At 46.6% G+C, this 26,432-nt stretch carries 20 protein-coding genes; 3 read left to right on the plus strand and 17 right to left on the minus strand.

Features of this window, described 5'->3' with window-relative positions; translation table 11 throughout:
* Positions 1-68: 68 nt before the first annotated feature.
* The 7 genes from rbsK to OX890_RS00180 all read right to left on the minus strand — a co-directional run bounded on the left by rbsK (position 69) and on the right by OX890_RS00180 (position 7,638).
* Complete coding sequence (rbsK, locus tag OX890_RS00150; protein ID WP_107402822.1) at positions 69-992, minus strand: ribokinase; 924 nt, start codon at positions 990-992, stop codon at positions 69-71.
* Between the two features lie 14 nt (positions 993-1,006).
* Complete coding sequence (gene rbsB, locus OX890_RS00155) at positions 1,007-1,891, minus strand: ribose ABC transporter substrate-binding protein RbsB (protein WP_107402823.1); 885 nt, start codon at positions 1,889-1,891, stop codon at positions 1,007-1,009.
* Between the two features lie 13 nt (positions 1,892-1,904).
* Positions 1,905-2,888: a ribose ABC transporter permease gene (gene rbsC, locus OX890_RS00160; RefSeq protein ID WP_006084428.1), complete on the minus strand. Its 984-nt coding sequence runs from the start codon at positions 2,886-2,888 to the stop codon at positions 1,905-1,907.
* Positions 2,885-4,390 carry a ribose ABC transporter ATP-binding protein RbsA gene (rbsA, locus tag OX890_RS00165; RefSeq protein ID WP_107402825.1) on the minus strand — a complete coding sequence of 502 codons (1,506 nt, stop codon included), beginning with the start codon at positions 4,388-4,390 and terminating at the stop codon, positions 2,885-2,887. Before rbsA ends, rbsC begins: the two co-directional genes overlap by 4 nt.
* 42 nt (positions 4,391-4,432) lie before the next feature.
* Positions 4,433-4,852 carry a D-ribose pyranase gene (gene rbsD, locus OX890_RS00170; protein ID WP_107402826.1) on the minus strand — a complete coding sequence of 140 codons (420 nt, stop codon included), beginning with the start codon at positions 4,850-4,852 and terminating at the stop codon, positions 4,433-4,435.
* A gap of 412 nt (positions 4,853-5,264) precedes the next feature.
* Positions 5,265-6,128, minus strand: coding sequence for a Tim44 domain-containing protein (locus OX890_RS00175; protein WP_126492992.1), 864 nt, complete (start codon positions 6,126-6,128; stop codon positions 5,265-5,267).
* Between the two features lie 496 nt (positions 6,129-6,624).
* A complete protein-coding gene (locus OX890_RS00180) occupies positions 6,625-7,638 on the minus strand; it encodes an IS110 family transposase (protein WP_107946627.1) in 1,014 nt (337 codons plus the stop codon).
* Positions 7,639-8,212: 574 nt separating this feature from the next.
* Here OX890_RS00180 and OX890_RS00185 point away from each other — a divergent pair.
* Together OX890_RS00185 and OX890_RS00190 are read left to right on the plus strand one after the other, a co-directional pair.
* Positions 8,213-9,970, plus strand: a complete 1,758-nt coding sequence (locus OX890_RS00185) for a retron Ec67 family RNA-directed DNA polymerase/endonuclease (RefSeq protein ID WP_071940608.1) — start codon at positions 8,213-8,215, stop codon at positions 9,968-9,970.
* 100 nt (positions 9,971-10,070) lie between these two features.
* Complete coding sequence (locus OX890_RS00190) at positions 10,071-10,199, plus strand: hypothetical protein (protein WP_012090428.1); 129 nt, start codon at positions 10,071-10,073, stop codon at positions 10,197-10,199.
* A gap of 58 nt (positions 10,200-10,257) precedes the next feature.
* Here the strand turns inward: OX890_RS00190 and OX890_RS00195 are convergent, their stop codons facing one another.
* The 7 genes from OX890_RS00195 to ilvC form a co-directional block, all read right to left on the minus strand.
* Positions 10,258-10,518 carry a hypothetical protein gene (locus OX890_RS00195; protein ID WP_268649897.1) on the minus strand — a complete coding sequence of 87 codons (261 nt, stop codon included), beginning with the start codon at positions 10,516-10,518 and terminating at the stop codon, positions 10,258-10,260.
* Position 10,519: 1 nt separating this feature from the next.
* Positions 10,520-11,653 (minus strand): pyridoxal-phosphate-dependent aminotransferase family protein, encoded by a 1,134-nt coding sequence (locus tag OX890_RS00200; RefSeq protein ID WP_126493549.1) that lies wholly within the window; start codon positions 11,651-11,653, stop codon positions 10,520-10,522.
* 266 nt (positions 11,654-11,919) lie between these two features.
* Positions 11,920-13,515 (minus strand): threonine ammonia-lyase, biosynthetic, encoded by a 1,596-nt coding sequence (ilvA, locus tag OX890_RS00205; RefSeq protein WP_126493550.1) that lies wholly within the window; start codon positions 13,513-13,515, stop codon positions 11,920-11,922.
* 17 nt (positions 13,516-13,532) lie between these two features.
* Positions 13,533-15,392, minus strand: coding sequence for a dihydroxy-acid dehydratase (ilvD, locus tag OX890_RS00210; protein ID WP_126492994.1), 1,860 nt, complete (start codon positions 15,390-15,392; stop codon positions 13,533-13,535).
* 136 nt (positions 15,393-15,528) lie between these two features.
* The gene (ilvM, locus tag OX890_RS00215; protein ID WP_006083459.1) at positions 15,529-15,786 is read right to left on the minus strand and encodes an acetolactate synthase 2 small subunit; all 258 of its coding nucleotides are present in this window, start codon (positions 15,784-15,786) and stop codon (positions 15,529-15,531) included.
* Positions 15,783-17,456, minus strand: coding sequence for an acetolactate synthase 2 catalytic subunit (gene ilvG, locus OX890_RS00220; protein WP_172599625.1), 1,674 nt, complete (start codon positions 17,454-17,456; stop codon positions 15,783-15,785). The genes ilvM and ilvG overlap by 4 nt, the downstream gene beginning before the upstream one ends.
* Before the next feature lie 757 nt (positions 17,457-18,213).
* Positions 18,214-19,692 carry a ketol-acid reductoisomerase gene (ilvC, locus tag OX890_RS00225; protein ID WP_259483683.1) on the minus strand — a complete coding sequence of 493 codons (1,479 nt, stop codon included), beginning with the start codon at positions 19,690-19,692 and terminating at the stop codon, positions 18,214-18,216.
* A gap of 260 nt (positions 19,693-19,952) precedes the next feature.
* Here ilvC and ilvY point away from each other — a divergent pair, with 260 nt between their 5' ends.
* Positions 19,953-20,825, plus strand: a complete 873-nt coding sequence (ilvY, locus tag OX890_RS00230; RefSeq protein ID WP_268649898.1) for an HTH-type transcriptional activator IlvY — start codon at positions 19,953-19,955, stop codon at positions 20,823-20,825.
* Here ilvY and OX890_RS00235 read toward each other — a convergent pair.
* From OX890_RS00235 to OX890_RS00245, 3 genes are all read right to left on the minus strand, one after another.
* Positions 20,822-22,138, minus strand: coding sequence for a hemolysin family protein (locus tag OX890_RS00235; RefSeq protein WP_107946304.1), 1,317 nt, complete (start codon positions 22,136-22,138; stop codon positions 20,822-20,824). The two genes, ilvY and OX890_RS00235, sit on opposite strands and share 4 nt — an antisense overlap.
* A gap of 751 nt (positions 22,139-22,889) precedes the next feature.
* Positions 22,890-24,674 (minus strand): sensor domain-containing diguanylate cyclase, encoded by a 1,785-nt coding sequence (locus OX890_RS00240; RefSeq protein WP_126493551.1) that lies wholly within the window; start codon positions 24,672-24,674, stop codon positions 22,890-22,892.
* Between the two features lie 45 nt (positions 24,675-24,719).
* Positions 24,720-25,748 carry an ABC transporter substrate-binding protein gene (locus OX890_RS00245; RefSeq protein ID WP_126493001.1) on the minus strand — a complete coding sequence of 343 codons (1,029 nt, stop codon included), beginning with the start codon at positions 25,746-25,748 and terminating at the stop codon, positions 24,720-24,722.
* Positions 25,749-26,432: the final 684 nt, after the last annotated feature.

Genomic DNA, 26,432 nt, shown 5'->3' on the forward strand with positions numbered 1-26,432 from the left:
TATGAGAGGCTTAAGTATCACTCTGCAACTGTATAAGTGACAAAGTGATGAGTATTACCAAGATTATATTATCGAACTTGTTCCGCTAAAAAGGCATCCACTTCTGCGAGTAACGGGATAGAAGTTTGCGCACCAAAGCGGCTAACGCTAATCGCCGCGGCGCCATGGGCAAAGACAATAGCCTCATTTAAGGTTTTGCTCTGCAACAATCCAGTTAACACGCCCGCATTGAAGGTATCACCTGCGGCTGTCGTGTCCTTCACTGTAACACTGAAACCTACGATTTGCTGGCCTTGACCATGCTCGCTGACATACACGCCTTTACTGCCTAAGGTGATCATCACTATGGCTATGCCTTTAGCATGCAGATGTGCTGCGGCAAGCGCAGCACTGTCAATGCTATCAACCTTAATACCCGTCAGCAATTCAGCTTCGGTTTCATTAGGGGTAATGATATCCACCTTCGCCAGCAGTTCATCGGCTAACTCCATAGCCGGTGCAGGATTCAACACCACTAACGTATCCGCATCCTTAGCCATAGTCGCTGCACTGAAGATGGTCTCTAACGGCGTTTCTAGTTGCATCAGCAGGATATCTGCCTGACTAATTAAATGCTGATGCGGAGCCAAAAGCGCAGGCGTTAACGCCGCATTAGCACCGGGGGCGATACAAATGCTGTTTTCACCGCTATCAGCAACTTGGATCATCGCGACACCTGTGGTCATGTTGCTGACAATCATCAATCCTGAAATATCCATCCCTAAGGCTTGATATTCTTTGTATACCCGCAGACCAAAATCATCATCACCCACACAGGCGATAAACGCGACATCGGCACCCAAGCGTGCTGCGGCAACGGCTTGATTCGCCCCTTTACCACCAGCAATCACTTGATATCCCGATGCAGTCAAGGTTTCACCCGGACGAGGAAAACTAGGCACTTGTACCACGTGGTCGGCATTAACACTGCCTAATACAACAAGTTGACTCATTACGTTTCCCTTAATTATTCGCTGATAACTTTTAATGGCACTGGAATAAATGCCTCAACAGCTTGGCCTTTTAACAGCTTGTCGGCAGATTCAATCCCTAAGGCACCAATCAATTCTGGTTGTTGGGCTATCGTCGCCGCGAGGCGTTTACGCTTAACCATGGCAATACCTTCTTTGGTGCCATCGAAACCAACAATCAGTAATGATTTATCCGCAGCTTGCGCAGCACGTACGGCACCAAGTGCCATTTCATCATTCTGGGCAAATACTCCATTGGCATTGCTGTTAGAAATCAATAGGTTTTCAAGTACGTTCAAACCTTTAGTACGGTCAAAATCTGCAGGTTGGCTCGCTAAAATTGTCAGCTTATGCTCAGCCGCCCCCTTGCTGAAACCTTCGCCACGCTCACGCGCCGCCGACGTTCCTGCAATACCTTCTAATTGGATTACCTTGGCATCGGCACCTAAGCGTTGAGCAATAAACTCAGCGGCCAGTTTGCCACCGGCCACATTGTCAGAGGCAATATGGCTGGCCACTTTGCCGTGATTAGCGCCACGGTCTAAGGTCATGACCGGAATATTACTGTTGTTCGCAAGACGAATGGCATTCGCTACCGCATCGGAATCGGTTGGGTTAATCAATATCACCTTGACGCCACGCACAACCAAATCTTCCACATTGGCTAATTCCTTGCTGGGATCATTTTGCGAATCGAGTACGATCAAGCGATAGCCCAGTTCTTGTGCTTTAGCTTCGGCTCCTTCTTTCATCGTCACGAAGAAAGGATTATTAAGGGTTGATACCACCATAGCTAACGTGTCTTGTGCAAAAGCACTGTTAGCCAACGTTAAAGAGAGAGACAACACGCTAGCCTTAATGGCAATATTTAAAAATTTCATATAGTTAACCTTATTATTTATGTTTGTTATCGACCATCACAGCCAACAAGATCACACTGGCTTTGACTATCATTTGGTAATACGAAGATACATCGAGCAAGTTCAACGCGTTATTCAAGAAGCCAATAATCAAGGCGCCAACTAAGGTGCCCATAATCCGGCCTTTCCCCCCCGCTAAACTAGTGCCCCCCAGCACAACTGCAGCAATCGCATCGAGTTCATAACCCGTACCCGCAGTCGGCTGCGCCGATGATAAACGCGAAGTTACGATAATGGCCGCTAATGCCGCCAAGGTGCCGCAGAGTGCATAGACCCCTATCTTGACGCGATCAACATTGATACCCGACAGTTTAGCTGCTGACTCATTGCCACCCACTGCATAAATGTAGCGTCCAAAGCGAGTGTGATTAAGCAGATACCACACGGCAGCAAACACAATCACCATCAGCCAGACAGGCACAGGAATACCGAGAGCATTGCCCGTACCAAACCAAGCAAATTGATCGGCAACGTCGGTAAAGCCAGTCGAAACTGGGCGGCCATCGGTATATACCATGGTTACGCCACGCAGCAATGTCATGGTCACTAAGGTTGCAATAAACGCCTGCACTTTGCCTTTAGCGATAATGATGCCGCTGATTGCACCTAAACCCGCACCTGCAACCAGTGCCGTCGGCACAGCAACAACGACCGGAATTTCCATACCAATTAAGGTGGCAGCGAGTGCACCGCACAGGGCCAATACAGAGCCCACACTTAAATCGATACCCGCGGTTAAGATAACTAACGTCATACCTACGGCAATAATCGCATTGACTGAGGTTTGTCTAAATATATTCAGCAGGTTATCAAGGCTGAAAAAATGTGGGTTAAGCATAGACACGAGCGCAATTAAAAATAGCAAAGCCAAAAGTGACTTTTGCTCAATCATCCAAGCTTTAACACGCACGCTTTGTGGCGATGGCACAGCCGCAGGGTTAGTGCTTACAGGCTTCATAGGGTTCCCTCTGTTTGGTATTTACCGACGGCAGCGGCCAGTATTTGTTCTTGTCCAGCTTGATGGCGCTCAAATTCAGCGCTGATTTGACCTTGGTGCATCACTAAAATGCGATCGCTTAAACCCAGTAGTTCGGGCATATCGGATGACACCATGATCACGGCAAGACCTTGAGCTTTAAATTGATTAATCAGTTGGTAAATTTCTTTACGCGCGCCAACATCTACCCCACGGGTTGGCTCATCTAAGATCAATACCTTAGGTTGAGTCATTAACCCCTTAGCGATGGCGACTTTTTGTTGATTACCACCAGATAACAAACCAATCGCTTGATCTTGTGTCGGCGTTTTTATATTAAAAGCATTAATAAATTCCGCTACTTTGGCTTGTTCACGCTTATGCTGAATTTGTCCAAACTGCGACAATTCCCCTAAACTGCACAGCGACATATTTTCTTTCACCGAGAGTTCCAGCAACAAGCCATCGCCTTTCCTGTCTTCAGAAATATAGGCAATGCCATTAGCAAGGGCGTCTTGGCTTGACTTAATATTCAGCGGCTGACCATTCAATAAAATGTTGCCCGATCGAATTGGAATCGCGCCAAAAATCAGCTTCATCAGCTCAGTTCGACCCGCCCCCATAAGCCCTGCAATACCGAGTAACTCCCCTTGCTTAAGCTTAAAGCTCACCGCAGATGAATCAGCGGCGCACAGCTCTTTCAGCTCAAGACACACGCTGTCTTGGCGATGATCTTGATAGGGATATTGCTCATCAAGCTGGCGACCAACCATCAGCTCAATCATGGTATCTTCACTTAAATCATCTATGCTGCGTTCGGCAATAAATTGGCCGTCTCTGAGCACGGTCACATCATCACAAATAGTGAAGATTTCTTTAAGACGATGGGAAATATAAACGATGCCGCAACCTTGCTGTTTAAGCTCGTTAATCACCCGAAACAGGCTCAAAGTTTCCACATCCGTGAGTGCATCCGTCGGTTCATCCATAATGATGACCTTGGACTCAAAGGAAATTGCTTTCGCAATTTCAACCAGTTGTTGCTCCCCTAAACTCAACTGCCCCAGTAAAGTACGGCTACTGTGTTTCACATCTAAACGCGCAAGCAACTTATCGGCTTGCTGATACATGGCTTGCCAATTAATAGCCCCAAAACGATGGCAAGGCTCACGACCTAAAAAGATGTTCTCAGCAATAGATAACTCAGGGATCAAGTTAAGCTCTTGGTGAATAATGCTAATTCCCGCCAATTGTGATTGACGTGGACCACTAAATTTAACCGCTTGCCCTTGGTATTCAATACTGCCGCTATCGCTTTGATAAATGCCTGTCAGCACCTTCATTAACGTCGATTTACCGGCACCGTTTTCACCCATTAAGGCCATCACCTTACCGGGATAAACCTGCAAGCTGGCACCATCTAACGCCTTAACCCCAGGGAAAGTTTTGACTATCTTGTCTAATTTGAGAATGGCTGATTGCATATCTATCAGACCCTTATCCTATTCCGTTAAAAGGAGACGCCGTTAAAAGGGCACACCACAACTGAAAATCACATTGGCGTAAGGGCTGCACTCACCACTGCGCACTATGGCGCGACTGTTATGACTTTGTCGTTTAAAGGCGTCATGGCTGATATAAGTGATATCAATCTGGCGGCCACTGAGCTGATGCTCTTGCGCAATCCGATCCAAAATTTGTTGATGTACTTGCGGATTAATCTCAATGATTTCTTGCGCTAAGATCACTGATTGCAACTGCAGTTCACTCAAGATGGCATCAATACAGGCGAGTAAATCGGGCACACCGGGTGATAACGCCATGTCGATACGTTCAACATTGGCAGGGATCGGCAAGCCAGCATCACAGATCGTTATTTCGTCAAAGTGACCGCAATGAGCCACTAGAGCTGATAAAGCAGGGTTGAGTAGGGTTGTTTTTTTCATTTTAATTCCCACAGCTTAAGTCGCACTCAACGGCATTCTTGGCAATTCACCTAGGGATTTTGTAGAAAATCGCAGTGATAAAACACAAGCGAACCGTTTGCGCAATCGTTTCGATGGCAGGAACTGTAAGAACTTATTGAAGGTTTTGCAGCTTATTAGCATCAAAAATGAGATCTTGATCACACTTAAGCGGTTGGGTTAACAAAGTTAAAACTGGCTTGATTGAAAAATGAACCCTGATTAGTAATTGCTATAAAAGTGACTGCTATATCAGTCGCAGTAATCTGACCTAAGCGGTGGCTTCTTTCTATCTATCAATAACGTTGAACTACTGAGGGAAGGCTGGATAGGAACTCAAGGGGATATAAATAGCAGCCTTAAGAGATTAAGGCTGCTTTTGAAGACGGGCAGGTTACTGTTCGATACCGACAATCAACCAAGGTGAATTGGCTTGCGTTACGTTACGCTCTAAATGCCAGATTTCCTTAATGTCCTCTTCTACGCCTTCAACGGTATCGCGATAGCGGCCGCTAAATTTAACGCTCACTTCCGCAAGATTTGCATTGTGTGTGGCGCGGACGAGTTCGGCATCCAAAAACATCACTTCAGTGTGCTGATCGCCAACTAACTCGCGACGTTGGTTGCTGAGTTCATTGTAAAGATCAATAGAAACATACTCTTGGATTTTGCTTAAGTCGTTTTCATTCCACGCCAATTGCAAGGTTTTGTAGTGGCTACGAGCACCTTCCAAAAAGCCGGGTAAATCAAAACCGGCAGGCAAATCAAAAGGAACTGCGCTTGTCGCTTGGCCAAAACCATTGCTGCCGCTGTTTGCATTGGTGGCAAAACCTGTTTGTTCAGTCTGTTGGCGCTGCATATTCGGATTGGGTTGGCCTGCTCCCGCGTAGGCTGGTCTTTGCTGCGCCCCCGCTTTTGAGGCCATCACAGTACGGACAATTTTGAATAGTACGAATGCCAGCAAACCGATAATCAAAATATCCATGATTTGAATATTTTCAAAACCACCGCCCATAAACAACGCCGCCAATAAGCCACCCGCTAATAAACCGCCTAACATGCCGCCCATCATACCTTTCTTGCCCGGCGCTCCCGCTGGTGCCGTAGTCGGTGTGTTAGTCGCCGCTGGTTGAGCAGGCGCTGTTTGATGACTCTTGCCAATAGACTTACTACCGCCGAACTTTTTCGCTTCTGCGACTGGACTAGCAACCAAGCTAACCGCAAAAATCATCGCAAACATAATTAATAACTTTTTCATTTATAAGATCTTTGTTTGTATAACCTGTGGTGTCGGCATCATAGCGGGATGACATTATATGTCAACTATCAAAAGAGGGGCCTAGGCTTACAAACTTCGTTTGTTCTTCTAAATCGAAATCAAAGTCGTGGGGCTTCATCCCTAATTGTTCAACATGACTCGACTAAGAATGCGACAAAAGACACGTCAGTTCTGACTATGTAATGTGAGAAATGATTAAGCACTGTCATTACAGTGACACGCAGCAAGCACATATATGGACACCTCGAACAGATCAACCACTTTATGAGTAACAGAAAGTAATACTGCGTACGTATATCCGACCTGTTTGTGAGAATCTTTGTTCTCTGGCCTTAATGAGAACCGCGCCTTTGCTGCTTATCGTCCCTTCGGAGTTATAACTCCTTATACTCTCTCAGCATTTGCAAAGGCCGGTATTACCTGTTACTTCATTAATTGTGTTCGGTTTTTTAGGGTATGTTATTGCTTCATTTAGTTAACAGGCTCTGTACTCTGTTTTATAGTAGAGCATCGCCCAAATTATCCTCGCCAGTTTATTTGCAACTGCCACAGCTGCTTTTTGCTTGCCTCTTCGTTCAATGATATTTCTCGCCCATACAGACAGCCTATCATCGTTGTTTGTTGCGTAGCGTATGACAGACCATGCACCTTGAATTAACTGACGCCTTAGATAGCTGTTACCACGCTTGGTTATGCCACCTAATTTCTGTTTTCCACCACTTGAAAACTCTTTTGGAACGAGCCCTAAATTTGCAGAAAAATGTCGACCATTTTGATAACTGGAGCCATCACCAGCAAAGGATACCGCTGCTGTGGCAATAATCTCAGCGACACCTCGTATTGCGGTTAACCGTTTGGTATCTGGATGATTTCTTGCTTGTATCCGAATATCTTTTTCTAATGACTTAATCGAAGCATTTATGGCATAAAGCTCATCGAGCAATTCCCTAATGTAACGACGAGCGATAGTGGTAAGCGAGTTACTTGCATCTTCGAGTAACTCAGGAAGTGCTAGGTTAAGTGGATCACGACCTTTAGGGATAACGATGCCATATTCACTTAATAAACCACGGATCTGATTAGTTAATGCCGTTCTGACCCTAATACGGCGCTCTCGGATCCGATGGCTAATGATCACATCGACCTGCTCTAAAGATCTTGGTTTAACAAAAATGATGTTAGGACGTTGAGCCGCTTCACATATAGCAAAAGCATCATTGCGGTCATTTTTATTCCCTTTCACGAATGGTTTCACATGTTGTGGTGGAATTAATCTGACCTCAAAACCCTGAGAGATAAGTTCTCTGCCCCAATAATTTGAGCCACTACAGGCTTCCATAGCAATGACAGCCTCGGGATATTGCACAAGCGTTTTTAATAGTTGGGTGCGTTTAATTGTGCGATTAAATACCGCTTTCCCTGCTTGATTAACACCACAAACCTGGAGAACATTTTTTGCCAAATCGATACCAATTAGAGTAATTTTCATAGTGGACACCTTTGTTGATATTGAGCTTGCAGATTCAATATGGCGTTAATGACGCCTACTTTACAAGAGGTGTCCATCTCATCATCCCTGTGTGCTCGACCGTGACATCCCTGTCACGGACGGTCACTTCCATGCCAGTGCTTAATCTTGCCAATCGCGACAGTAATCTGCCCCCCCCTCTACCAAACATACACTCTGTAAATTTCACAATGGGTGGCTCGTTAATTTCAGTGCTCAATCTCGTTAACTATTGTGCGCACTATTCGCCAGAACTCCGAAAAAATGCCAAGATCGAAGCAGCATCTCAGCAAACACTGTTTTGAAAGAGTCATTAACACAGCCGCCATCGTGAAAATGCTTGTCGTATCTTTTTATAATATACGTTGACAAATCATAATGTTAATGTAACGTGGTTATAGCTTACGGGCAGATTTTGGGTTGCGTATCGCAATCAGTGAAAAAAATGTCTGATAGACTCGCCTTATGAATAGTTACATTACTTCTAATGTCTCTGACTATGCGAAGGAGTGCCCGTAAGCTACCTTCATAATAATGTGATGAGGTTTTATAGGTTATGGATGCCATAGATAAATTGCAAAGTTGCAAAACTAGACGTGATTTAGCAATTTTACTGAATTATAACCCGTCTCATTTTACTCATTTGCTCTACCATTCAATACCTGAACAAAGGTACAAATCTTTTTTAATACCAAAAAAAAATGGTGGAGAAAGATCAATCAGTGCGCCCAATGAAAAATTAAAACAATTGCAGCGAAATTTATCTAACCTATTGCTAGAGTGCATTGACAATATAAATAAACGCAATGGAGTTAATAATTCTTTGTCGCATGGTTTTGTCAGAGAGAGATCTATTATAACTAATGCAGAGATGCATAAAAATAAGAAGAATGTACTTAATATCGATCTTGAAAATTTCTTTGGTTCTTTCAATTTTGGTCGAGTTAGCGGCTTTTTCATTAAAAACAATAGCTTTTTACTTGAAGAGGTAATTGCGACAACTATTGCTCAGATCTGTTGTTTTAATAATGAATTACCTCAAGGTAGCCCGTGCTCCCCCGTTATTACAAACTTGATAACCCATTCGTTAGATATTAGATTAGCATCTTTGGCAAAAAAATACTCCTGTACATATACCCGATATGTTGACGATATAACTTTTTCAACTAGAAAATCAACATTCCCAATTCAAATCATGAACTTTGAAGACGGAGAGTATTTACCTAGTCAAAGATTGTTGCATGAGATAACTAGATCTGGTTTTAACATTAATAATAGCAAGACCAGAATTCAATTTAAAGATTCTAGACAAGATGTAACTGGTTTAATTGTAAATAAAAAAGTTGGGGTTAAACGAGAATATCGCCAGTTAACTAAAGCAATGTGTAACAAACTATTTAACACTGGGCGGTTCACGAAAGAAATAGATGGACAAGAAATTGAAGGTTCGTTATTAGAGCTAGAAGGGCAATTGAATTTTATCGATTCTATCGATTACTACAATAGAGTTAATTATCCTCAAAATTTAAGTATCCACTATACTCATAGAAACTTTGGTTTTAGAACAAAACTTTTATTAAATGGGCGCGAAAAGATATTAAGCAAGTTTTTATTTTATAAAAATTTTTATTCTTCTGATAAACCTACAATTCTTTGCGAAGGAAAAACGGATAATGTTTATTTGTTATCTGCATTGCATGCATTGTCTAGCAGTTTTAAGAAACTTGCAACCCCGCCTACTAAAACTACTGATTTCAAAACTGAAATTAAATTTTTAAATTATACAAAAAGAACTAAATTCTTATTGGAGTTAGCAGGAGGAACATCATATTTGGCAATGTTCATAGCAAACTACCACTCAAATTACATACAATATAAAGCCCCCAAACCTAAGCACCCCGTAATTATAATTCTTGATAATGATGAAGGATTGAAAGATATAATCAATGAATTAGAGAAGATTAAAACCTGCACTTTTTCACCCCCAAAAACGAAGGGGTCTACAACTCGTGATGCGGTTAAAACATCAACCTTTGTTCATGTTGTTCATAATCTATATCTTGTCATTACCCCCCTTAGTGATGGAAACGACACAATGATTGAAAATTTTTTCGAGAAAGAGCTTTGGGAAACTGTTGTCAATGGTAGAAAGTTTGACCCAACAGAGAAAAAGGAGCCTAAAAATATATTTTATGGCAAAAACATTTTTGCTAATGATGTTGTGAAATTAAATAGAAAAAAAATTAACTTTGAAGGTTTTAGACCATTATTTTATAGGCTGGAAAAGGTTATCTCCAACTACAATAAAATTTAACAATTTTAAAGAACCTCCTATTTTAAAATTTTTGAAATGCCCTATTTGTAAACAACAGACTATCAGGCATACCACGGGCTTAACTGGATTAAGCACTGTCATGGAAGTGACCGTTGGCGGTATGGATGCCGCCGTCGAGCCCTCAGGGATGAGTTCATGGCGTGTCACTGGAATGACAGTGCTTAATCAATATCACCTGCTGCCAAAAGTGACTTTATTAACAAAATAAAAAAATCCCCGCATTACGGGGATTTTCAATATTTCAAAGACAACTAACACTCACAGCATTACACGCATTTCCCATCCGATGACTTATCGGAAGAAAGTGCTCGGCTTATGCCGCCGAAGATGACACTCAAGAAGCCAATACTGACATCTTTTTGTCGCTCATCGGCGCTGCCCGTATCGTGGCCGCTCGCCTCACGCATACTTTGATTATTGTTGGTTCCACATACAAAATCGCAGGACGCATTGCTGGTATTGTTCACCGAACAGGCACTGAGCAGAGCGATCATTAGGCCGCAAAGGGCAAAGCGTAATCTTGGCATATTAGTTCAACACTTCTTCTAATGCCTTGAGGCATAAAGAAACATTCTCACGGCGGGCACCAAAGCCCATTAGACCTATGCGCCATGCTTTACCCGCAAGGGCGCCAAGGCCTGCGCCGATTTCGAGGTTGTAATCCTTCAGCAAACGAGTGCGCACTGCGGCATCATCCACACCTGCTGGGATATAAACCGTATTCAGCTGCGGTAGGCGATAATCTTCGGCAACCACAAAATTAAGCCCTAACTTTTCCAGCCCAGCACGCAGCACTAAATGCATTTCGTGATGGCGTTGCCATGCATTCTCTAAGCCTTCGGCCGCCAACATACGCAGAGATTCATGCAGTGCATACAGGGCATTCACTGGCGCAGTGTGATGATAACTGCGTTTGCCGCCCGCGCTGGTCCAATAGGCCATCACTAGACTTTGATCGAGGAACCAACTTTGCACAGGAGTTTTACGATTCTTGAGTTTTTCTACCGCTGCGCTCGAGAAAGACACGGGCGATAAACCCGGTACACAGGAGAGGCACTTTTGACTGCCAGAATAAATGGCATCTATGCCCCATTCATCGACTCTTAACTCGACGCCGCCAAGGGAAGTCACAGCATCGACGATTGATAAGCAACCGTATTGTTTGGCTAATGCGCACAAGGTTTTGGCATCGGACAAAGCACCAGTAGAGGTTTCGGCATGCACAAAGGCTAAAAACTTGGCATCGGGGTTGGCTTTCAACGCAGCTTCCACCGCAGCAGGGTCGACAGGTGCGCCCCACTCATTGTCCACCAGCACTGCAATGGCGCCCACGCGCTCGACGTTTTGGCGCATACGCTCACCAAACACACCGTTACGACAGACAATCACCTTCTCACCCGGCTCGACTAAGTTAACAAAACAGGTTTCCATGCCCGCACTGCCCGGCGCGGATACTGCCATAGTCATTTCGTTTTTAGTTTGGAAGGCGTATTGGATCAGGCTCTTAAGCTCATCCATCATGCCGACAAACAGCGGATCTAAGTGGCCGATTGTCGGTCTGGACTGCGCCGCAAGCACTTCGGGATAAACATCCGACGGGCCAGGGCCCATCAAAATACGGCGAGGAGGATTAAAAGCGGTAAAACGCGGTGCTGGTAACATCATGTCTCCTTAATGCGTGCAGGTCGAGGTCTCGTTGTTATTCGTTAGCCGTTCTGTTTTAAGAAACTGCCCGTTAATCGTTAACGGGTTAAGTCAGTAACTTAACTGTGACGTATTAATCGGCGGCTAGAGTATTAAGTCTACAAAACTACCACAAAAAAGGGCGCATGTGCGCCCCTCCTTTAGCCTAACTTTGACTTAACTTGTGCCTAACATTGCCTAAAATGTCATCGCGTCGATCTAAGCTATTTGCATCACAGCGAACGCTATAAGACTTTGTGGCCGTTACCCGCATTTAAAAACAGCTGATAGGCAGGACTTTGGGTTTCCTCTTGATAGACGAAACCCAACTCAGTTAAAAACTGTTGGAACGGCAAAGCATCACTCGCGGGTACTTCAAACCCCGCCAGCACTCGGCCAAAGGCCGCGCCGTGGTTACGATAATGGAACAGACTAATGTTCCATTTACTCTGCAAGGTAGTTAAAAACTTCAGCAGCGCACCGGGATGTTCAGGAAACTCAAAGCTAAATAAACGCTCCTCTAAAGGCTCTGGTGGATGACCGCCGACCATGTAACGCACATGCAATTTCGCGGTTTCATCGCCGGATAAATCCTGCACTTCAAAATCGTTAGCCTCTAAGGTAGCGATGATTTGTTCAAGTTCGCCTTGGCCTCGGCTTAAGCGAATGCCGGCAAACACCACGGCCAGATCGCGACTACTGAAACGATAGTTAAACTCTGTCATCACCCGCTTGTCGAGTAACTCACAGAACTTTAAGAAACTTCCCGGACGTTCAGGGACTTTCACCGCCAGTACCGCTTCTTTTTGCTCGCCGAGTTCGCAGCGCTCCGACACATAACGCAGACTGTGGAAATTTACATTCGCGCCACTCAAAATCGCGGCGACTTTCTCGCCTTTACCGCTGTCGCCACTGGCATTGGCGCTGACATATTTTTTAAGCCCAGCCAAGGACAAAGCCCCTGCGGGTTCGGCGATCGCACGGGTGTCTTCGAAGATATCTTTCACCGCAGCGCAGATTTCATCCGAGGTGACGGTGACTACTTCATCGACATACAGTTTGGCGACTCGAAACGGCTCAGTACCGATACGCTTCACCGCCACACCGTCGGCAAATAAACCGACTTGCGCCAGTGTCACAGGTTCGCCCGCTTCCATCGCCGCCTTTAAACAAGCGGCATCTTCTGGCTCGACGCCGACAATTTTCACCTGCGGCATCACCGCCTTGTAATAGGCAGCAATACCCGCGATTAAACCGCCACCGCCCACGGGCACAAATACCACTTCGAGATCGCGCTGCTGCTGCAACATCTCTTGGGCGATAGTGCCTTGGCCTGCGATCACAGCTTCATCATCGAAGGGCGCGATATAGACTCGGCCCTCTTCTTTGGCCATCGCCATTGCAAAACCATTGGCTTGATCGAAGGCTTGGCCGTGCAATACCACGTTGCCACCTAAACGGCGCACCGCATCGACTTTAATATCGGGCGTCGTCTCAGGCATCACAATCACAGCATCCACACCGCGACTCGCCGCTGACATCGCCACACCCTGAGCATGATTGCCTGCCGAAGCACATACCACGCCGCGCTGACATTCTTCTTTCGTCAGTTGGGCGATACGGTTATAGGCACCGCGTAACTTGAAGGAATGCACTGGCTGCATATCTTCGCGCTTCAAAAATACCTGACAACCCAAACGCGCTGATAACTTGTTCATGCTGGAAAGCGGCGTCACTTTCGCTATGTCATACACAGATGACAACAGGATTTTTTGCAGATAGCTTTGTGCCAACTGAAAATGGGCTAAATCCGCCTGAGTTTGCGATGAGAGTGGCAACATAGATGCAGTAAACATAATTAGTCCTCCAGTTTACTGCGATCGCGCACCGCGCCCTTGTCGGCACTGGTGGCGAGCATGGCGTAGGCCTTAAGCGCGAGTGACACATAACGCTGGCGACCAATAGGTTTCCACGCCATTGGGCCAAGACTGTGCATTTTTTCGCGGCGAGCATTGAGTTCAGCATCGCTTACCGCCAGCTTGATGCTGCGCTTGGGTATATCAATTTCGATGCGATCGCCATTTTCAATCAAGGCGATAGTGCCGCCAGCGGCAGCTTCGGGTGAGACGTGGCCGATAGATAAACCAGAAGTACCACCGGAGAAACGACCGTCGGTGATCAGCGCGCAGGCCTTGCCTAGCCCGCGTGATTTTAAGTAACTGGTTGGGTACAACATTTCTTGCATACCTGGGCCGCCTTTCGGGCCTTCATAACGAATAACAACCACGTCGCCCGCCACCACTTCACCGCCTAAAATACCCGCCACTGCGTCATCTTGGCTTTCATAGACGCGAGCAGAGCCGATGAAGGTCAGATTCGATTCATCCACGCCCGCCGTTTTAACGATACAGCCGTTTTCGGCCACATTACCCGACAATACGGCAAGACCGCCCTCTTGGCTGAAGGCAAACTCGCGGCTACGGATACAGCCTTCTTGTCTGTCATTATCCAGTGACGGCCAGCGACAATCTTGGCTAAAGGCTTTAGTGGTCGGAATGCCCGCAGGCCCCGCCATAAAGAAGTGTTTTACCGCATCATCTTGGGTTTGCATTATGTCGTACTTGGCGAGCACCGACTTTAAATTGCCACCCTCATCCGCCGCCACATGGAACACATCGGTATGCAACAATCCGGCTCTGTCGAGTTCACCTAAAATCCCCATCACGCCACCCGCACGGTGCACGTCTTCCATATGGTATTTAGGCGTCGATGGCGCAACCTTACAAAGGTGCGGCACAAGGCGCGACATACGGTCGATATCCGCCATGGTAAAATCAACATCGGCTTCCTGCGCGGCGGCCAATAAATGCAATACAGTGTTAGATGAACCGCCCATGGCGATATCTAAGGTCATAGCATTTTCGAAGGCTTTAAAATTTGCGATATTACGTGGCAATGCCGATTCATCATCTTGATGATAATAACGTTTTGCCAGCGCCATCACGCGACGACCCGCTTCCAAAAACAGCTCGCGGCGATCGGCGTGGGTTGCCAGCATAGAGCCGTTACCCGGCAGCGATAATCCTAGTGCTTCGGTTAAACAGTTCATTGAGTTGGCGGTAAACATGCCCGAGCAAGAGCCGCACGTTGGGCACGCGCTACGCTCAATTTTGGCACTGTCTTCATCGCTCACGTTCGAGTCGGCGCCCGCCACCATAGCATCGACTAAATCGAGTTTGATGAGCTTATCCGACAGCTTAGTTTTGCCTGCTTCCATCGGTCCGCCAGACACAAACACCACGGGAATATTAAGGCGCAGCGCCGCCATCAACATACCGGGAGTGATCTTGTCGCAGTTGGAGATACACACTAAGGCATCGGCGCAGTGGGCGTTAACCATGTATTCCACACTGTCGGCGATAAGTTCACGCGATGGCAGACTGTAAAGCATGCCGCCGTGGCCCATGGCGATACCGTCATCGACGGCAATGGTATTGAATTCTTTTGCGATACCGCCCGCTTCTTCAATGGCGCTTGCAACGAGTGAGCCCATGTCTTTTAAGTGCACGTGGCCCGGTACAAACTGAGTAAAGGAGTTAGCAATAGCGATAATTGGCTTACCAAAATCATTGTCTTTCACCCCTGTGGCGCGCCATAACGCGCGGGCACCCGCCATATTGCGGCCTTCGGTACTGGTAGCTGATCGTAACTTTGGCATTGACTGTATCCTTTATCTCAAATCGAAAATCGTATTCTTAATTCACATGGTGAATGCTGCACTTGCCGCATTCCCCTCAATATCTGGCACTCATAGTCACTCAACATCATGGACTAAAATGCACCTAAGCAAGGCCTTAAGCATTCGCCGTTTGTTGCAAGCTCAGCGGTAACAATACCTTACATTGAGTCACATCAATCAGTTTATTCAGCTGATTACTTAACAGTTCGATGGCACGTTCGCTATCGACTTCCATATCCAGCGACAGGCTCGCATCGTCATTCATGCGCATCTGCATTTGGGTAATCGTAAAGCCACGATGGCGAGTCACGCGCAAAACACGCTCAAGCACTTCGGGGCGTTGTTGAACCGTTAATTCCAGAGAGTGGATCATGTTTGTTTCTCCATTTCGTCCATCATATCGCTGTTTGATGCGCCGGGGGGCACCAGTGGCCAAACGTTAAAAGCATCGTCGATTGCAACGTGTAACAAATACGGGCCCTTAGCCGCTAACATTTCGGTTAAGGCTTCTTCCACTTCGTCGGAAGAGAAAATCGTGCGGCCGGGGATATCAAAGGCGGAGGCCAATAAAACAAAATCTGGGTTATCGGATAAATCCGTTTCGCTGTAGCGTTCTTCAAAGAATAGCTGTTGCCACTGTTTCACCATGCCAAGCTTTTGGTTATCAACCAGCACGATTTTCACTGGCAGCTTGCGGCGTTTGATGGTGGTCAGTTCCTGCACATTCATCATAAAAGAACCATCGCCAGACACAGTCACTACAGTGGCATCGGGACGGGCCACTTGCGCACCAATCGCGGCGGGCAAACCAAAACCCATAGTGCCTAAGCCCGCGCTGGACAGGTGATCCTCTGGACGGCGGAACCACATATGCTGGGCCACCCACATTTGGTGCTGGCCCACATCGCAACAAACAACATTGTCCTCGGGTAACTTATTGGCTAAACGGCGCAGCAGCGCAGGGGCGTAAATCAAACTGCCGGGGTGTTGATAATCCCATTGGTGTTTACGGGATAAATGCTCCACCTCGGCCTGCCAAGGCGTAATGTTCATCGACATGGCTAAGGTGGGGAGGATTTGGCGTAAGTCACCGGCGATAGCCACCTCTGGCATACGTAACTTGCCCAGCTCAGCGGCGTCTATGTCTAAATGGATCACTTTGGCCTTGTCGGCAAAGCTCGCTAAACGGCCGGTGACTCTGTCGTCGAAACGGGCGCCCACCACGATCAGCAAATCACAATCCTGTACCGCTAAGTTAGCCGCTTTGCCACCATGCATGCCTAACATGCCTAAGTAACCTGGCGTGCCGTGGGCGATACTGCCAAGCCCTTTCAAGGTTGCGACCGAAGGTATACCCGTTACTTTGATAAACTCACGCAGTTGATCGACCGCGCCCGCCATGCCCACACCGCCGCCGACATACAACATAGGTTGTTTAGCCTCAGCCAACAGCGCACGGGCGGCCTCGATATCACTCATTTCGGCTTGAGGTTCGTTGGTGACGGCCAGCAAAGGTGTACGGTATTCGAGGTAAGCGAGTTGGATATCCTTCGGGATATCGACCAACACAGGGCCAGGGCGGCCGGATGCGGCGATTTCGAAGGCTTGATACAAGGTTGGGATCAGGTCGTTGATATTTGTCACCATAAAGCTGTGCTTAGTACAGCTCAGTGACATGCCCAGCACATCGATTTCTTGAAACGCATCAGTGCCGATAACGGCGGTAGAGACTTGGCCCGTAATGGCCACGATAGGCACTGAATCTAACAGCGCGTCGGCTAAGGAAGTGATCAGGTTAGTCGCGCCTGGGCCTGAGGTCGCAAAGCACACGCCGGTTTTACCGCTGGCTCTTGCGTATCCTACGGCCGCAAAGGCGGCGCCTTGTTCGTGACGGCTGAGCAGATGTTCAACAGGGCTTCCATAGAGGGCATCGTATATTGGCATAATGGCACCACCTGGGTAACCAAACACTGTGGTGACTCCATGTGCTGCTAACACTTTGATTACCGCGTCTGCGCCTCTGATCATCTGCCCTGGTTCCATATTCTCTCTCGCTACGTTAGTCCTGAATTGCCGAAAATCGACGCTAATTTTTTACTCTTTCGAAGCTTAGAACCTTACTCTAGGCCCTGAAACGAAGAACCCCCCGGTCCTTTCGGAGCGGGGGGTTCTTTCGAAACTTTTAACCTTTTAGGTCTATCAGTTCGCCATGCGCCGCCCCCGCTGTGATTTAATAATCACGACGGTAATAATCACGAGAATGAGCTTGGCAGCTTGGTTAAACATCAATATGGATTCCTAATCGGTGTTTCTAAAATTGGGATATTGCATGAAAGTTAGTATCGCTTTGGGCTTTGCCCTAGCGCGAGCTATTAGCTTTACCATAAAGCAACGGCCAAACACAATAAAAAATATCTTTTGTCAAAAAAAATTCAGCTTCCCTGCCGAGACAATGCAAAACAACAAAGTAAAACGTTAACTGTTGAGCCTCAGTCGGCGCGATGCGCCTACCGCTGGATTCATTCACTGAACGCCCATTCACCATCGAACGCTCACCGAAGATTCACTCACTGACTATTCACTCACTAACAATGTCGTTTTTGCCCGCTCGACAACCCACTGAACAGGAAAAAATTTGGTTTCCACTAAACTGATTTATCACTAAGCAAGCTCAAGATGCGCGTTTCACTATCTTGAGCTTGTTTGGGAACTGAGCTGAGACCCAAGTCCTTTGAGTCTCAACTCTCTCCCCCAATGCTGGGTTTAATTTAAGCTCAACTAAATCTCAGCTAAAACTCAATTAGGCCTCAACAATGCTCTTCATATCTGTCATGTAACCGCGAAGCTCAGCACCAACATATTCCACTGCCGTTTCACGAATCGCTTCGTTAACTGCGATGAGCGTTAGGTTGTCGACACCGGTTGCGCTGTCTTTCAGGCCAGCACCTAAATACTCAGGTGACATGGCATTAACGTAATCGCGCAGCATAGGCACGGCGGCGTGATTGAACAGGTAGCAACCGTATTCGGCGGTATCTGAAATCACTACGTTCATTTCGTACAAACGCTTACGGGCAATCGTGTTGGCGATAAGTGGGGTTTCGTGCAGTGACTCGTAATAAGCCGACTCTTCCACGATACCCGCAGACACCATAGTGTCGAACGCCAGTTCCACACCCGCTTTGATCATAGCGACAAGGAAAATACCTTTGTCGAAATAGGTTTGTTCGTCGATATGCTCGCTCGATACGGGTGCATTTTCGAAACCTGTTTCGCCAGTTTCGGCTCTCCAACGCAGTAAGTTTGCATCATCGTTCGCCCAGTCTTGCATCATAGTGCGAGAGAATTCGCCGCTGATGATGTCATCCATGTGCTTTTCAAATAATGGCTGGAGGATTTCTTTTAAATCTTCTGCAATTTCAAATGCTTTAATCTTGGCTGGGTTAGACAAACGGTCCATCATGTTAGTGATGCCGCCGTGTTTCAGCGCTTCAGTGACCGTTTCCCAACCTTGCTGGATAAGCTTGGCCGCATAACCTGGCTCAACGCCATCGGCGATCATTTTCTCGTAACCTAAGATGGCGCCCGTCTGCAACATACCGCACAGAATGGTCTGCTCGCCCATCAGATCCGACTTCACTTCGGCGATAAAAGACGACAGTAGAACACCGGCTCTGTCGCCACCCGTTGCGCTGGCGTAGGCTTTAGCAATCTCTAAGCCGTCACCGTTTGGATCGTTTTCTGGGTGAACCGCGATAAGGGTAGGCACACCAAAACCACGTTTGTATTCTTCACGCACTTCAGTGCCTGGGCACTTAGGCGCAACCATCACTACCGTGATATCGGGACGAACTTGCATGCCCTCTTCAACGATGTTGAAGCCATGTGAGTAAGACAAGGTAGAGCCTTGCTTCATCAGTGGCATAACCGCGTTAACCACGTTGGAATGCTGTTTGTCCGGCGTCAGGTTAAGCACCAGATCCGCCGTAGGGATTAATTCTTCAAAGGTACCGACACAAAAACCGTTATCGGTTGCTTTTTGCCATGAGGCACGTTTCTGTTCAATCGCTTCAGGACGCAGGGCAAAAGAGATATTCAGACCCGAATCACGCATGTTCAAGCCTTGGTTAAGACCTTGAGCACCACAACCTAAAATAACAATATTCCAATCTTTTATGTAGTTACAGCCGTCGCTAAACTCAGAACGATCCATGAAACGACATTGGCCAAGCTGTGCTAATTGTTGACGTAAATTCAGAGAGTTAAAATAGTTAGCCATCTGATATACCACCTATAAGTCAGAAATTTTGGACGCAACCAAACTAACATAATGTTACGGCTTGGTTGTGATTGAAATCACTATAACCCATGCTTATCATTGCTTAAAATGATATATTCGAAACTTCATATTGCATTATGCGCAACGTCAACGGCAATCATGGATTCATAACACTGACAGTAATATCGGCACCAATATGCAGCACCGAATCACGCCGTCACTCAAGCTAGGCTTAAGTTCAAACTAAACAGGATAAGCTCATGGATATTCGTACCCTCAAATTGTACCTGCACTTATGTGACAGTTTGCACTTCGCCAAGACAGCGGAGCAGATGCATGTGAGCCCATCGACCTTAAGCCGAGCTCTGCAAAGATTAGAAGAGGAAGTGAACGCTAAGCTGTTAGAGCGGGATAATCGCAGCGTGACCTTAACCCACGCGGGACGCGAGTTTAAGCTGTTTGCCGAGCAAACTTTGAACCATTGGAGCACGCTCAAGCACAGTATCGATCTCAAGCAGGACGTACTGCGCGGTCGGTTAAATCTGTATTGCTCGGTCACTGCTGCCTACAGTCATTTACCGGGTTTATTGGATTTATTCCGCCAAGAACATCCCTTCGTCGAGATAGCCTTAACCACGGGAGATGCGGCGAACGCCCTGGCCGAAGTACAACAGAATCGCGCCGATATCGCCATCGCCGCCCTGCCCGATCCGTTTCCGAGCAGCTTGCACTTTGCCAAAATCGACGATGTGCCGCTGTCGATTATCGCGCCGACTATCCGCTGCGCGGTGCAGCAGCAAATTAGCCAAACGCCCATAGATTGGTCGAGTATGCCCTTTATCATTCCCGACCACGGGCCCGGACGTCGCCGCGCCGATAACTGGTTCAAACAAATGGGCATCAGCCCTAATATTTACGCCCAAGTCTCGGGCCAAGAAGCGATCGCCTCAATGGTGGCGTTGGGCTGCGGCGTGAGCATGAGCCCAGAAGTGGTAATCAATAACAGCCCAGTGCGGGATCGTATCCAGTTACTCGCTTCTCCCGTTGCAATACCGCCCTTCGAGTTAGGTTGCTGCTGTAAAGTGAAGCGGCTCGACGATCCCATAGTCAATGCGTTTTTGGATGTGATTTAAACATCCGGCGAGTTGAGCTTATCGATAGGATCGATACGGGTCACCAATAGCTGATCGACCTTGTAAGAATCGATATCGACCACCTCAAATTTATAGCCCGCATAGTTGACGAAATCGGTACGCTTAGGGATTTTACGCAGCATATACATCATAAAACCGGCAATGGTTTCGTAGTTTTGATTATGCGGGAATTCTTCGATGCCGAAGGCGCGCATCACGTCGGTAATCGGTGTTACCCCATCGACTAACCAAGAGTTACCATCGCGGGCGATAATCTGCTCTTCGCTCTCGTGCAATGACCAAGCCCCCATCACGGCGCGTTGTAAATCGTTGGTCGTGACAATACCCACCACTAAGGCATATTCGTTCATTACTACGGCAAAATCGGCGCGGCTATTCTTAAAATATTCCATCGCCTCTGACAGGCTCAAAGTATCGGGAATAATCAGCGAAGTGTGGACTAAATTACTGCCTTTTAAGGTGATATTCTCACCGTTGATCACACGGATCAGCAATTCTTTTGCATCAACAAAGCCTTTAATCATATCTAACTGACCATCGCAGACGAGGAACTTAGTATGGGGATCTTCAGAAATCTTACGCTTGATATCTTCTTCGCTGTCTTGCAGTAAAAAGTACACTAAGCTTTCACGGGCCGTCATGGCAGACGTTACAGAAACGGTTTGCATTTCAAACACATTTTCCATCATCTGTTGTTCACCGCGATCTAAAACTCCAGCTTCGGCGCCCGCATTCATCACAGCATAAATGTCGTCGGAGGTGATAGCATCGTTACGCACGGTTGGGATTTGCAGCAGTTTAAAGATGCCGCTCGCCATGCCATTGAAAAACCATACTAATGGACGCAATAGCACAATACAGAAAGACATAGGCCCAACAACGGCTAATGCGACGGGCTCAGGCATCGCCATCGCAATGCGTTTTGGCATCAAATCGGCCACCAGAATAAAGGCACTGGTGACGACAACAAAGGATAAAATAAAGCTCAGTTGGCTCAACCAAGGATCGGTCAGCAAAGGCGATAGTAATTCATAGAAATAAGGTCGAAATGCCGACTCACCGACGATACCGCCCATGATGGCAACGGCATTAAGCCCGATTTGTACCACAGTAAAAAAGCTGCCGGGAACGGCTTGTAACTGCAACACTTTTTCTGCGCGGGCATCGCCCTCATCGGCCAATTGACGTAAACGGATTTTACGTGAAGCGGCAAGTGCAATTTCTGACATAGAGAAGAAACAACTCGCGCCGATTAGGCACAATATAATCATCACGTTATCAAAGAGACTCATGTAACACCTTTCATTTAACACTGGACTAACTAGGACCAACCCGCGCTTTATGGCTCGCGAGTCAGCTGAATTCATTTTATTGGGGCACAGTTTGCTAGAGTTTATCCAGTCTACAAACCGTTCAAACGGCTGTGCCAGCTCCTTGCTACCCTAAGATAAAAAGCACTTACATTGCCGTTTTAGGCTGCTCTGAGTATATCTGCAAATTCACGGCTTAGGCGCGACTCGACATCATTAAGACATCTCAGTGCGGTGGCTTTGATATTGAGCTGCTAGAACGTACATTTAAGCCAATGGAATTGACTAGGCAGTCGTGGCTTTTGCTTAGTTGCGTTACGAGAAATACGTCCAGAATGGCAGCATGGATGTCACTCAGAGTGCATCGCTAAATCGACTATGGGCGACAGATTATATCTCATTTGCCGCCTAATATTACCTCACCTTGAGTAATTTTTATCTTAACGATGGATCTACAGCACAGTTTCATGCAAATGTTATCAATTAGTTAGCATGATTGAATGCGGTCTGTGACATAAAGAGGCTCAGCTGATTTAGCCTAAATATCGCCGGATGGCTAAATGACGAACGCTGATGACCTAAACATTACTTAAGCATGGAGATAGGACAATTTGAGGCTTAATCCCAATCATTAAGCGCAGAGAGCACCTAATGATGGAGCAATACTCAACTGGTGCCGAGCAACAAAAGACTGCAATAGGTATAGGTACAAGGCTGACTTGCCCCTATGCCATTAAATCACTTCAACTTCGACCCTATTACGCCCTTTATCCTTCGCGCGATAGAGACAAACATCGGCACGGCGTAACACGTCGGGCATCTTAAGTCCCGAGACCTTGTCTAATGGCAAAAACACGCTGCCAATACTAATCGTTACCACAGCCAACGGCGATGCTTGATGGGGAATACTGAGTTGCTCGACGAGATAACACAGCTGCGTGGCAATGGCCGTTAACTGCGCAGGTGAGACGTGCTCAACGACTAAGGCAAACTCTTCGCCCCCGATGCGCGCCAACAAAGCATTGTGCGGCAGGATATCGCACTGCGCTAAGGCATCCGCCACACGCTTAAGCACTAGGTCACCTTCAATATGACCATAAGTGTCGTTATAGGATTTAAAATAATCGACGTCCAACATCAACAGCCCTGCTGGCGCCTTGGTCTGTAGCACAGCCTCTAGCCTTTCGGTAAAAGGACGTCTATTCGCTAACCCAGTCAACTCATCGGTTTCGGCCTTTTCTTTCAATTGAGTATTGGCAGTAACCAGCGCTTGTTGCAGCACTATCATCTGCCGCTCTTTTTGCTCGCGCAGCAGTAACTCGTTCAATGCGGAGGCAAACTGAGTCAGCATATTCTTTTTCTGGGCGTTCCAATTCAAGGGCCGCGACACAGTCGACAGCGAGAGTAATCCCAATAACTCTCCGGCATTTTTAATCGCAAAGGCAGCAATAGAGCAAATGCCCACGGATTTCATCACTTCATATTCCTGCGGTGACAATGCCTTTAACGCCTCAAGATCCTCAATCACTAAGGTCGATTCAGTTTCGAATTTTTTAGCAAGCTGAGTAATGTTGTCCACCGAAATCCCTTGGACCTTGTTAGCATGTAACTCGCTGGTCCAAAAACTGCGGTAATAGGCATGTTGTTGATGAAATTCGAGAATACTCACCCTTTCAACATCAAACAACTGACCGATTTTGTGGCACACCTCAGTTAAGGTTTTATCTACATTGCAGGGATCGATACTCAAAAATTGCAACGAAATCTCTGCCAGCAACTGATTCGACTGCGACTGCCAGTCCAGTTCTTTGGTCCGCTCTTTCACTAAGTCCGACAATAAATGCTGCTGTTGCTGTAACGCACGTTGATGGCGTTTATTGATAGCGAGGTCATTGCGTATCCTTTGGTACATGGCCTTAAGCGACAATGCCACATGAGCAATCTCGTCAGGACTGGCGGTCACCGTTTCGGGAACAGACAACTTTTTTAACGATTTTAGATTGATTTTATTAGTAAAATCTTCCAATGCCGACAGTCTATCTGTCACCATGAGTCGCACTAAGGTCAAGATCAAATAGATCATCAGCAGGGTCTTTAAACCATTGCCAAGCACAATAAAAATCAACTGCCGCCACAGCTCGTAGTAAAGCTGGTTGGTGTCTAAGCCTACGGTTAAAGTGGCGATCGGCTGGTCTTGATAAGTCACCGGATAATGAAACAGAGTTTGCGACTCATCATCGGTTAACAGCGGTTTACCCAGCTGCATAGTAACGCCGTCGATACTGTCTAAATGCACACTCGACACTAACGGCATCATCCCTAAACCAGAGAGCAAATCAGATAGCAGGCTGCGGTCGACATCCCACAGCGACTTCGCCACGCTCGGCAGAATAGATTCTGAATATTCGCGGATATCCGACGTGGCGTTGTCGATACTATCCTGATAGTTCCAAATCAATTGCACCAGCATAGTTAACACGGCAAAAAATGAGCTCACCCCTATGATGGTCAGCGTCATCTTATGACTAATAGAATGATTTCGATGCTTCATGTACACCCGTTATTACGCCTTGAAGGGCAACTTATTCAAAATCTGAGACTGGAAAATCTGCGGCCAATCCCGAGCAACTAACATTTGATAAAATGCCGAATCAGGCAGTAAAACGCCGAACAAGGTGACATTGTCATAGGGGATATAGCGCTTATGCTGCTGATAATATTGCAACTCGACCAAAGCTAACGCGCCAGCCATAAAGTGCCCGCCACCAATAATGCTCACCGCGTGTTGGCGACAAAGCTGTAAAATCTCAGGTGACGTATTGATCGTACTGACAAATACATCTTTACCCGAGACTAAGCCTTTTTCCTTCAATGCTTTAAGCACTCCAATCGCCATACGATCACTGGCGGTCCAAATCACATTCAGATCGGGATAACGGTTCAGCAGAGTGAGCGCTTGACCATAAGCTACTGCGTCACTCCATTGGCCATAAACCGTTTGAGTCAGAGTGGCATTGGGCTGCATAAAGAAATAATCGCTGGCACCTTGGGTACGTAGCACTGAAGCAGGCGTCGACTTATCGCCCGAAATCAACAAAACTTTAGCCTGCTTTCCCTCTAAGTCGTCCATTAAGCCCTTAGCGGTCGCCGAACCTATAGCGTAATTATCGGGAATAATGGCGGGTAACAGATATTCTTGCCAATGGGGATCTTGCAGTAAAACATCACGTTCGCCGATAGAGATATCGTTTAAAATCAATTGCACATAGATGGGATGGGAGTAAAGCACTTGCAGCATTTTTATCGCGGATTGTTTTTCATTAACCAGAATAACGTAATTAGGTAACGCCTTTGCGGAAGCTAACAACTCATCGAGTTGGGTGATCATCTTGAAATGATTGCGATCGGAATGAATGATTTCGAGCTTAATATCGAGTGTTGTCGCCGCCTCCAGCATCAATTGGTCGACGTCCCCCCAAAAACTGTCATCGACAGCCCCTGGATTAAAAAATACGACATCGAGTTTAGCCCAAACTGCCCCACCAAACCCCGCAGTACAGATAAACACACACGCTAACATCCACGAACGCATAGGCGAGTTCTCCTCGACCATGTTCCCTCAAATGTCATCCTTCACAAGAGGTCACTTTATTATTATCGATTCACAACCTTGTTACCGCATCGCCGCCCAAAATGTTGCTAAAACCAGCAGCAGATGTTTCGATTAAACCACAAAATGATACAAAGTATACTTTATATGCTGACTATTTATTCCGACACCCCGTCGGTATAGGGAGATAGAGCGGCTCAGTAGCAGAATGTTTATGAGTCGTTGCTGACTCTCTTATGGGTCAGTCTTACGGCTTAACCACGGAGAAAATGACGGGAACCTAAACGTTTTAAAAGGGTAAGTTGTTGGTTCGTCTTGGTTCGTCATAAAGAGTCACAAGGTACACGAGTTCATTCTAGCCGTTAATGCGGCCTACCGGCCGAGGTGAATCAAGATTGGGGGATTTGAACCATGATTTTCATTGGAGGGTAAACCAAATGAGGCTGCTCAACGATGCCCTCATATAATGGCATAGGTTGACTAATCTCCATTAACTGATTGAAAAAATTAAATATAAATATCAATCACTTAATCTATTCAGTCGTAATCATTTCTCCCAGAATCAATCCTTTATAACTCATATACACTCAAAGGCACGAAATTGTGCGACTCTTCTTTTAGTCGGTCGTAACATACATCTCCAATCATCTCTATGTACTCCAAGTG

Origin of the sequence: Shewanella sp. DAU305 (genome assembly GCF_026802235.1) — a bacterium.
Taxonomy (GTDB): Bacteria; Pseudomonadota; Gammaproteobacteria; order Enterobacterales; family Shewanellaceae; genus Shewanella; species Shewanella baltica.

Coding starts and splice junctions, on each gene's coding strand:
- rbsK (WP_107402822.1), bottom strand. CDS start 992: ATGAGTCAACTTGTTGTATTAGGCAGTGTTAATGCCGACCACGTGGTA.
- rbsB (WP_107402823.1), bottom strand. CDS start 1,891: ATGAAATTTTTAAATATTGCCATTAAGGCTAGCGTGTTGTCTCTCTCT.
- rbsC (WP_006084428.1), bottom strand. CDS start 2,888: ATGAAGCCTGTAAGCACTAACCCTGCGGCTGTGCCATCGCCACAAAGC.
- rbsA (WP_107402825.1), bottom strand. CDS start 4,390: ATGCAATCAGCCATTCTCAAATTAGACAAGATAGTCAAAACTTTCCCT.
- rbsD (WP_107402826.1), bottom strand. CDS start 4,852: ATGAAAAAAACAACCCTACTCAACCCTGCTTTATCAGCTCTAGTGGCT.
- OX890_RS00175 (WP_126492992.1), bottom strand. CDS start 6,128: ATGAAAAAGTTATTAATTATGTTTGCGATGATTTTTGCGGTTAGCTTG.
- OX890_RS00180 (WP_107946627.1), bottom strand. CDS start 7,638: ATGAAAATTACTCTAATTGGTATCGATTTGGCAAAAAATGTTCTCCAG.
- OX890_RS00185 (WP_071940608.1), top strand. CDS start 8,213: ATGGATGCCATAGATAAATTGCAAAGTTGCAAAACTAGACGTGATTTA.
- OX890_RS00190 (WP_012090428.1), top strand. CDS start 10,071: ATGGAAGTGACCGTTGGCGGTATGGATGCCGCCGTCGAGCCCTCAGGG.
- OX890_RS00195 (WP_268649897.1), bottom strand. CDS start 10,518: ATGCCAAGATTACGCTTTGCCCTTTGCGGCCTAATGATCGCTCTGCTC.
- OX890_RS00200 (WP_126493549.1), bottom strand. CDS start 11,653: ATGTTACCAGCACCGCGTTTTACCGCTTTTAATCCTCCTCGCCGTATT.
- ilvA (WP_126493550.1), bottom strand. CDS start 13,515: ATGTTGCCACTCTCATCGCAAACTCAGGCGGATTTAGCCCATTTTCAG.
- ilvD (WP_126492994.1), bottom strand. CDS start 15,392: ATGCCAAAGTTACGATCAGCTACCAGTACCGAAGGCCGCAATATGGCG.
- ilvM (WP_006083459.1), bottom strand. CDS start 15,786: ATGATCCACTCTCTGGAATTAACGGTTCAACAACGCCCCGAAGTGCTT.
- ilvG (WP_172599625.1), bottom strand. CDS start 17,456: ATGGAACCAGGGCAGATGATCAGAGGCGCAGACGCGGTAATCAAAGTG.
- ilvC (WP_259483683.1), bottom strand. CDS start 19,692: ATGGCTAACTATTTTAACTCTCTGAATTTACGTCAACAATTAGCACAG.
- ilvY (WP_268649898.1), top strand. CDS start 19,953: ATGGATATTCGTACCCTCAAATTGTACCTGCACTTATGTGACAGTTTG.
- OX890_RS00235 (WP_107946304.1), bottom strand. CDS start 22,138: ATGAGTCTCTTTGATAACGTGATGATTATATTGTGCCTAATCGGCGCG.
- OX890_RS00240 (WP_126493551.1), bottom strand. CDS start 24,674: ATGACGCTGACCATCATAGGGGTGAGCTCATTTTTTGCCGTGTTAACT.
- OX890_RS00245 (WP_126493001.1), bottom strand. CDS start 25,748: ATGCGTTCGTGGATGTTAGCGTGTGTGTTTATCTGTACTGCGGGGTTT.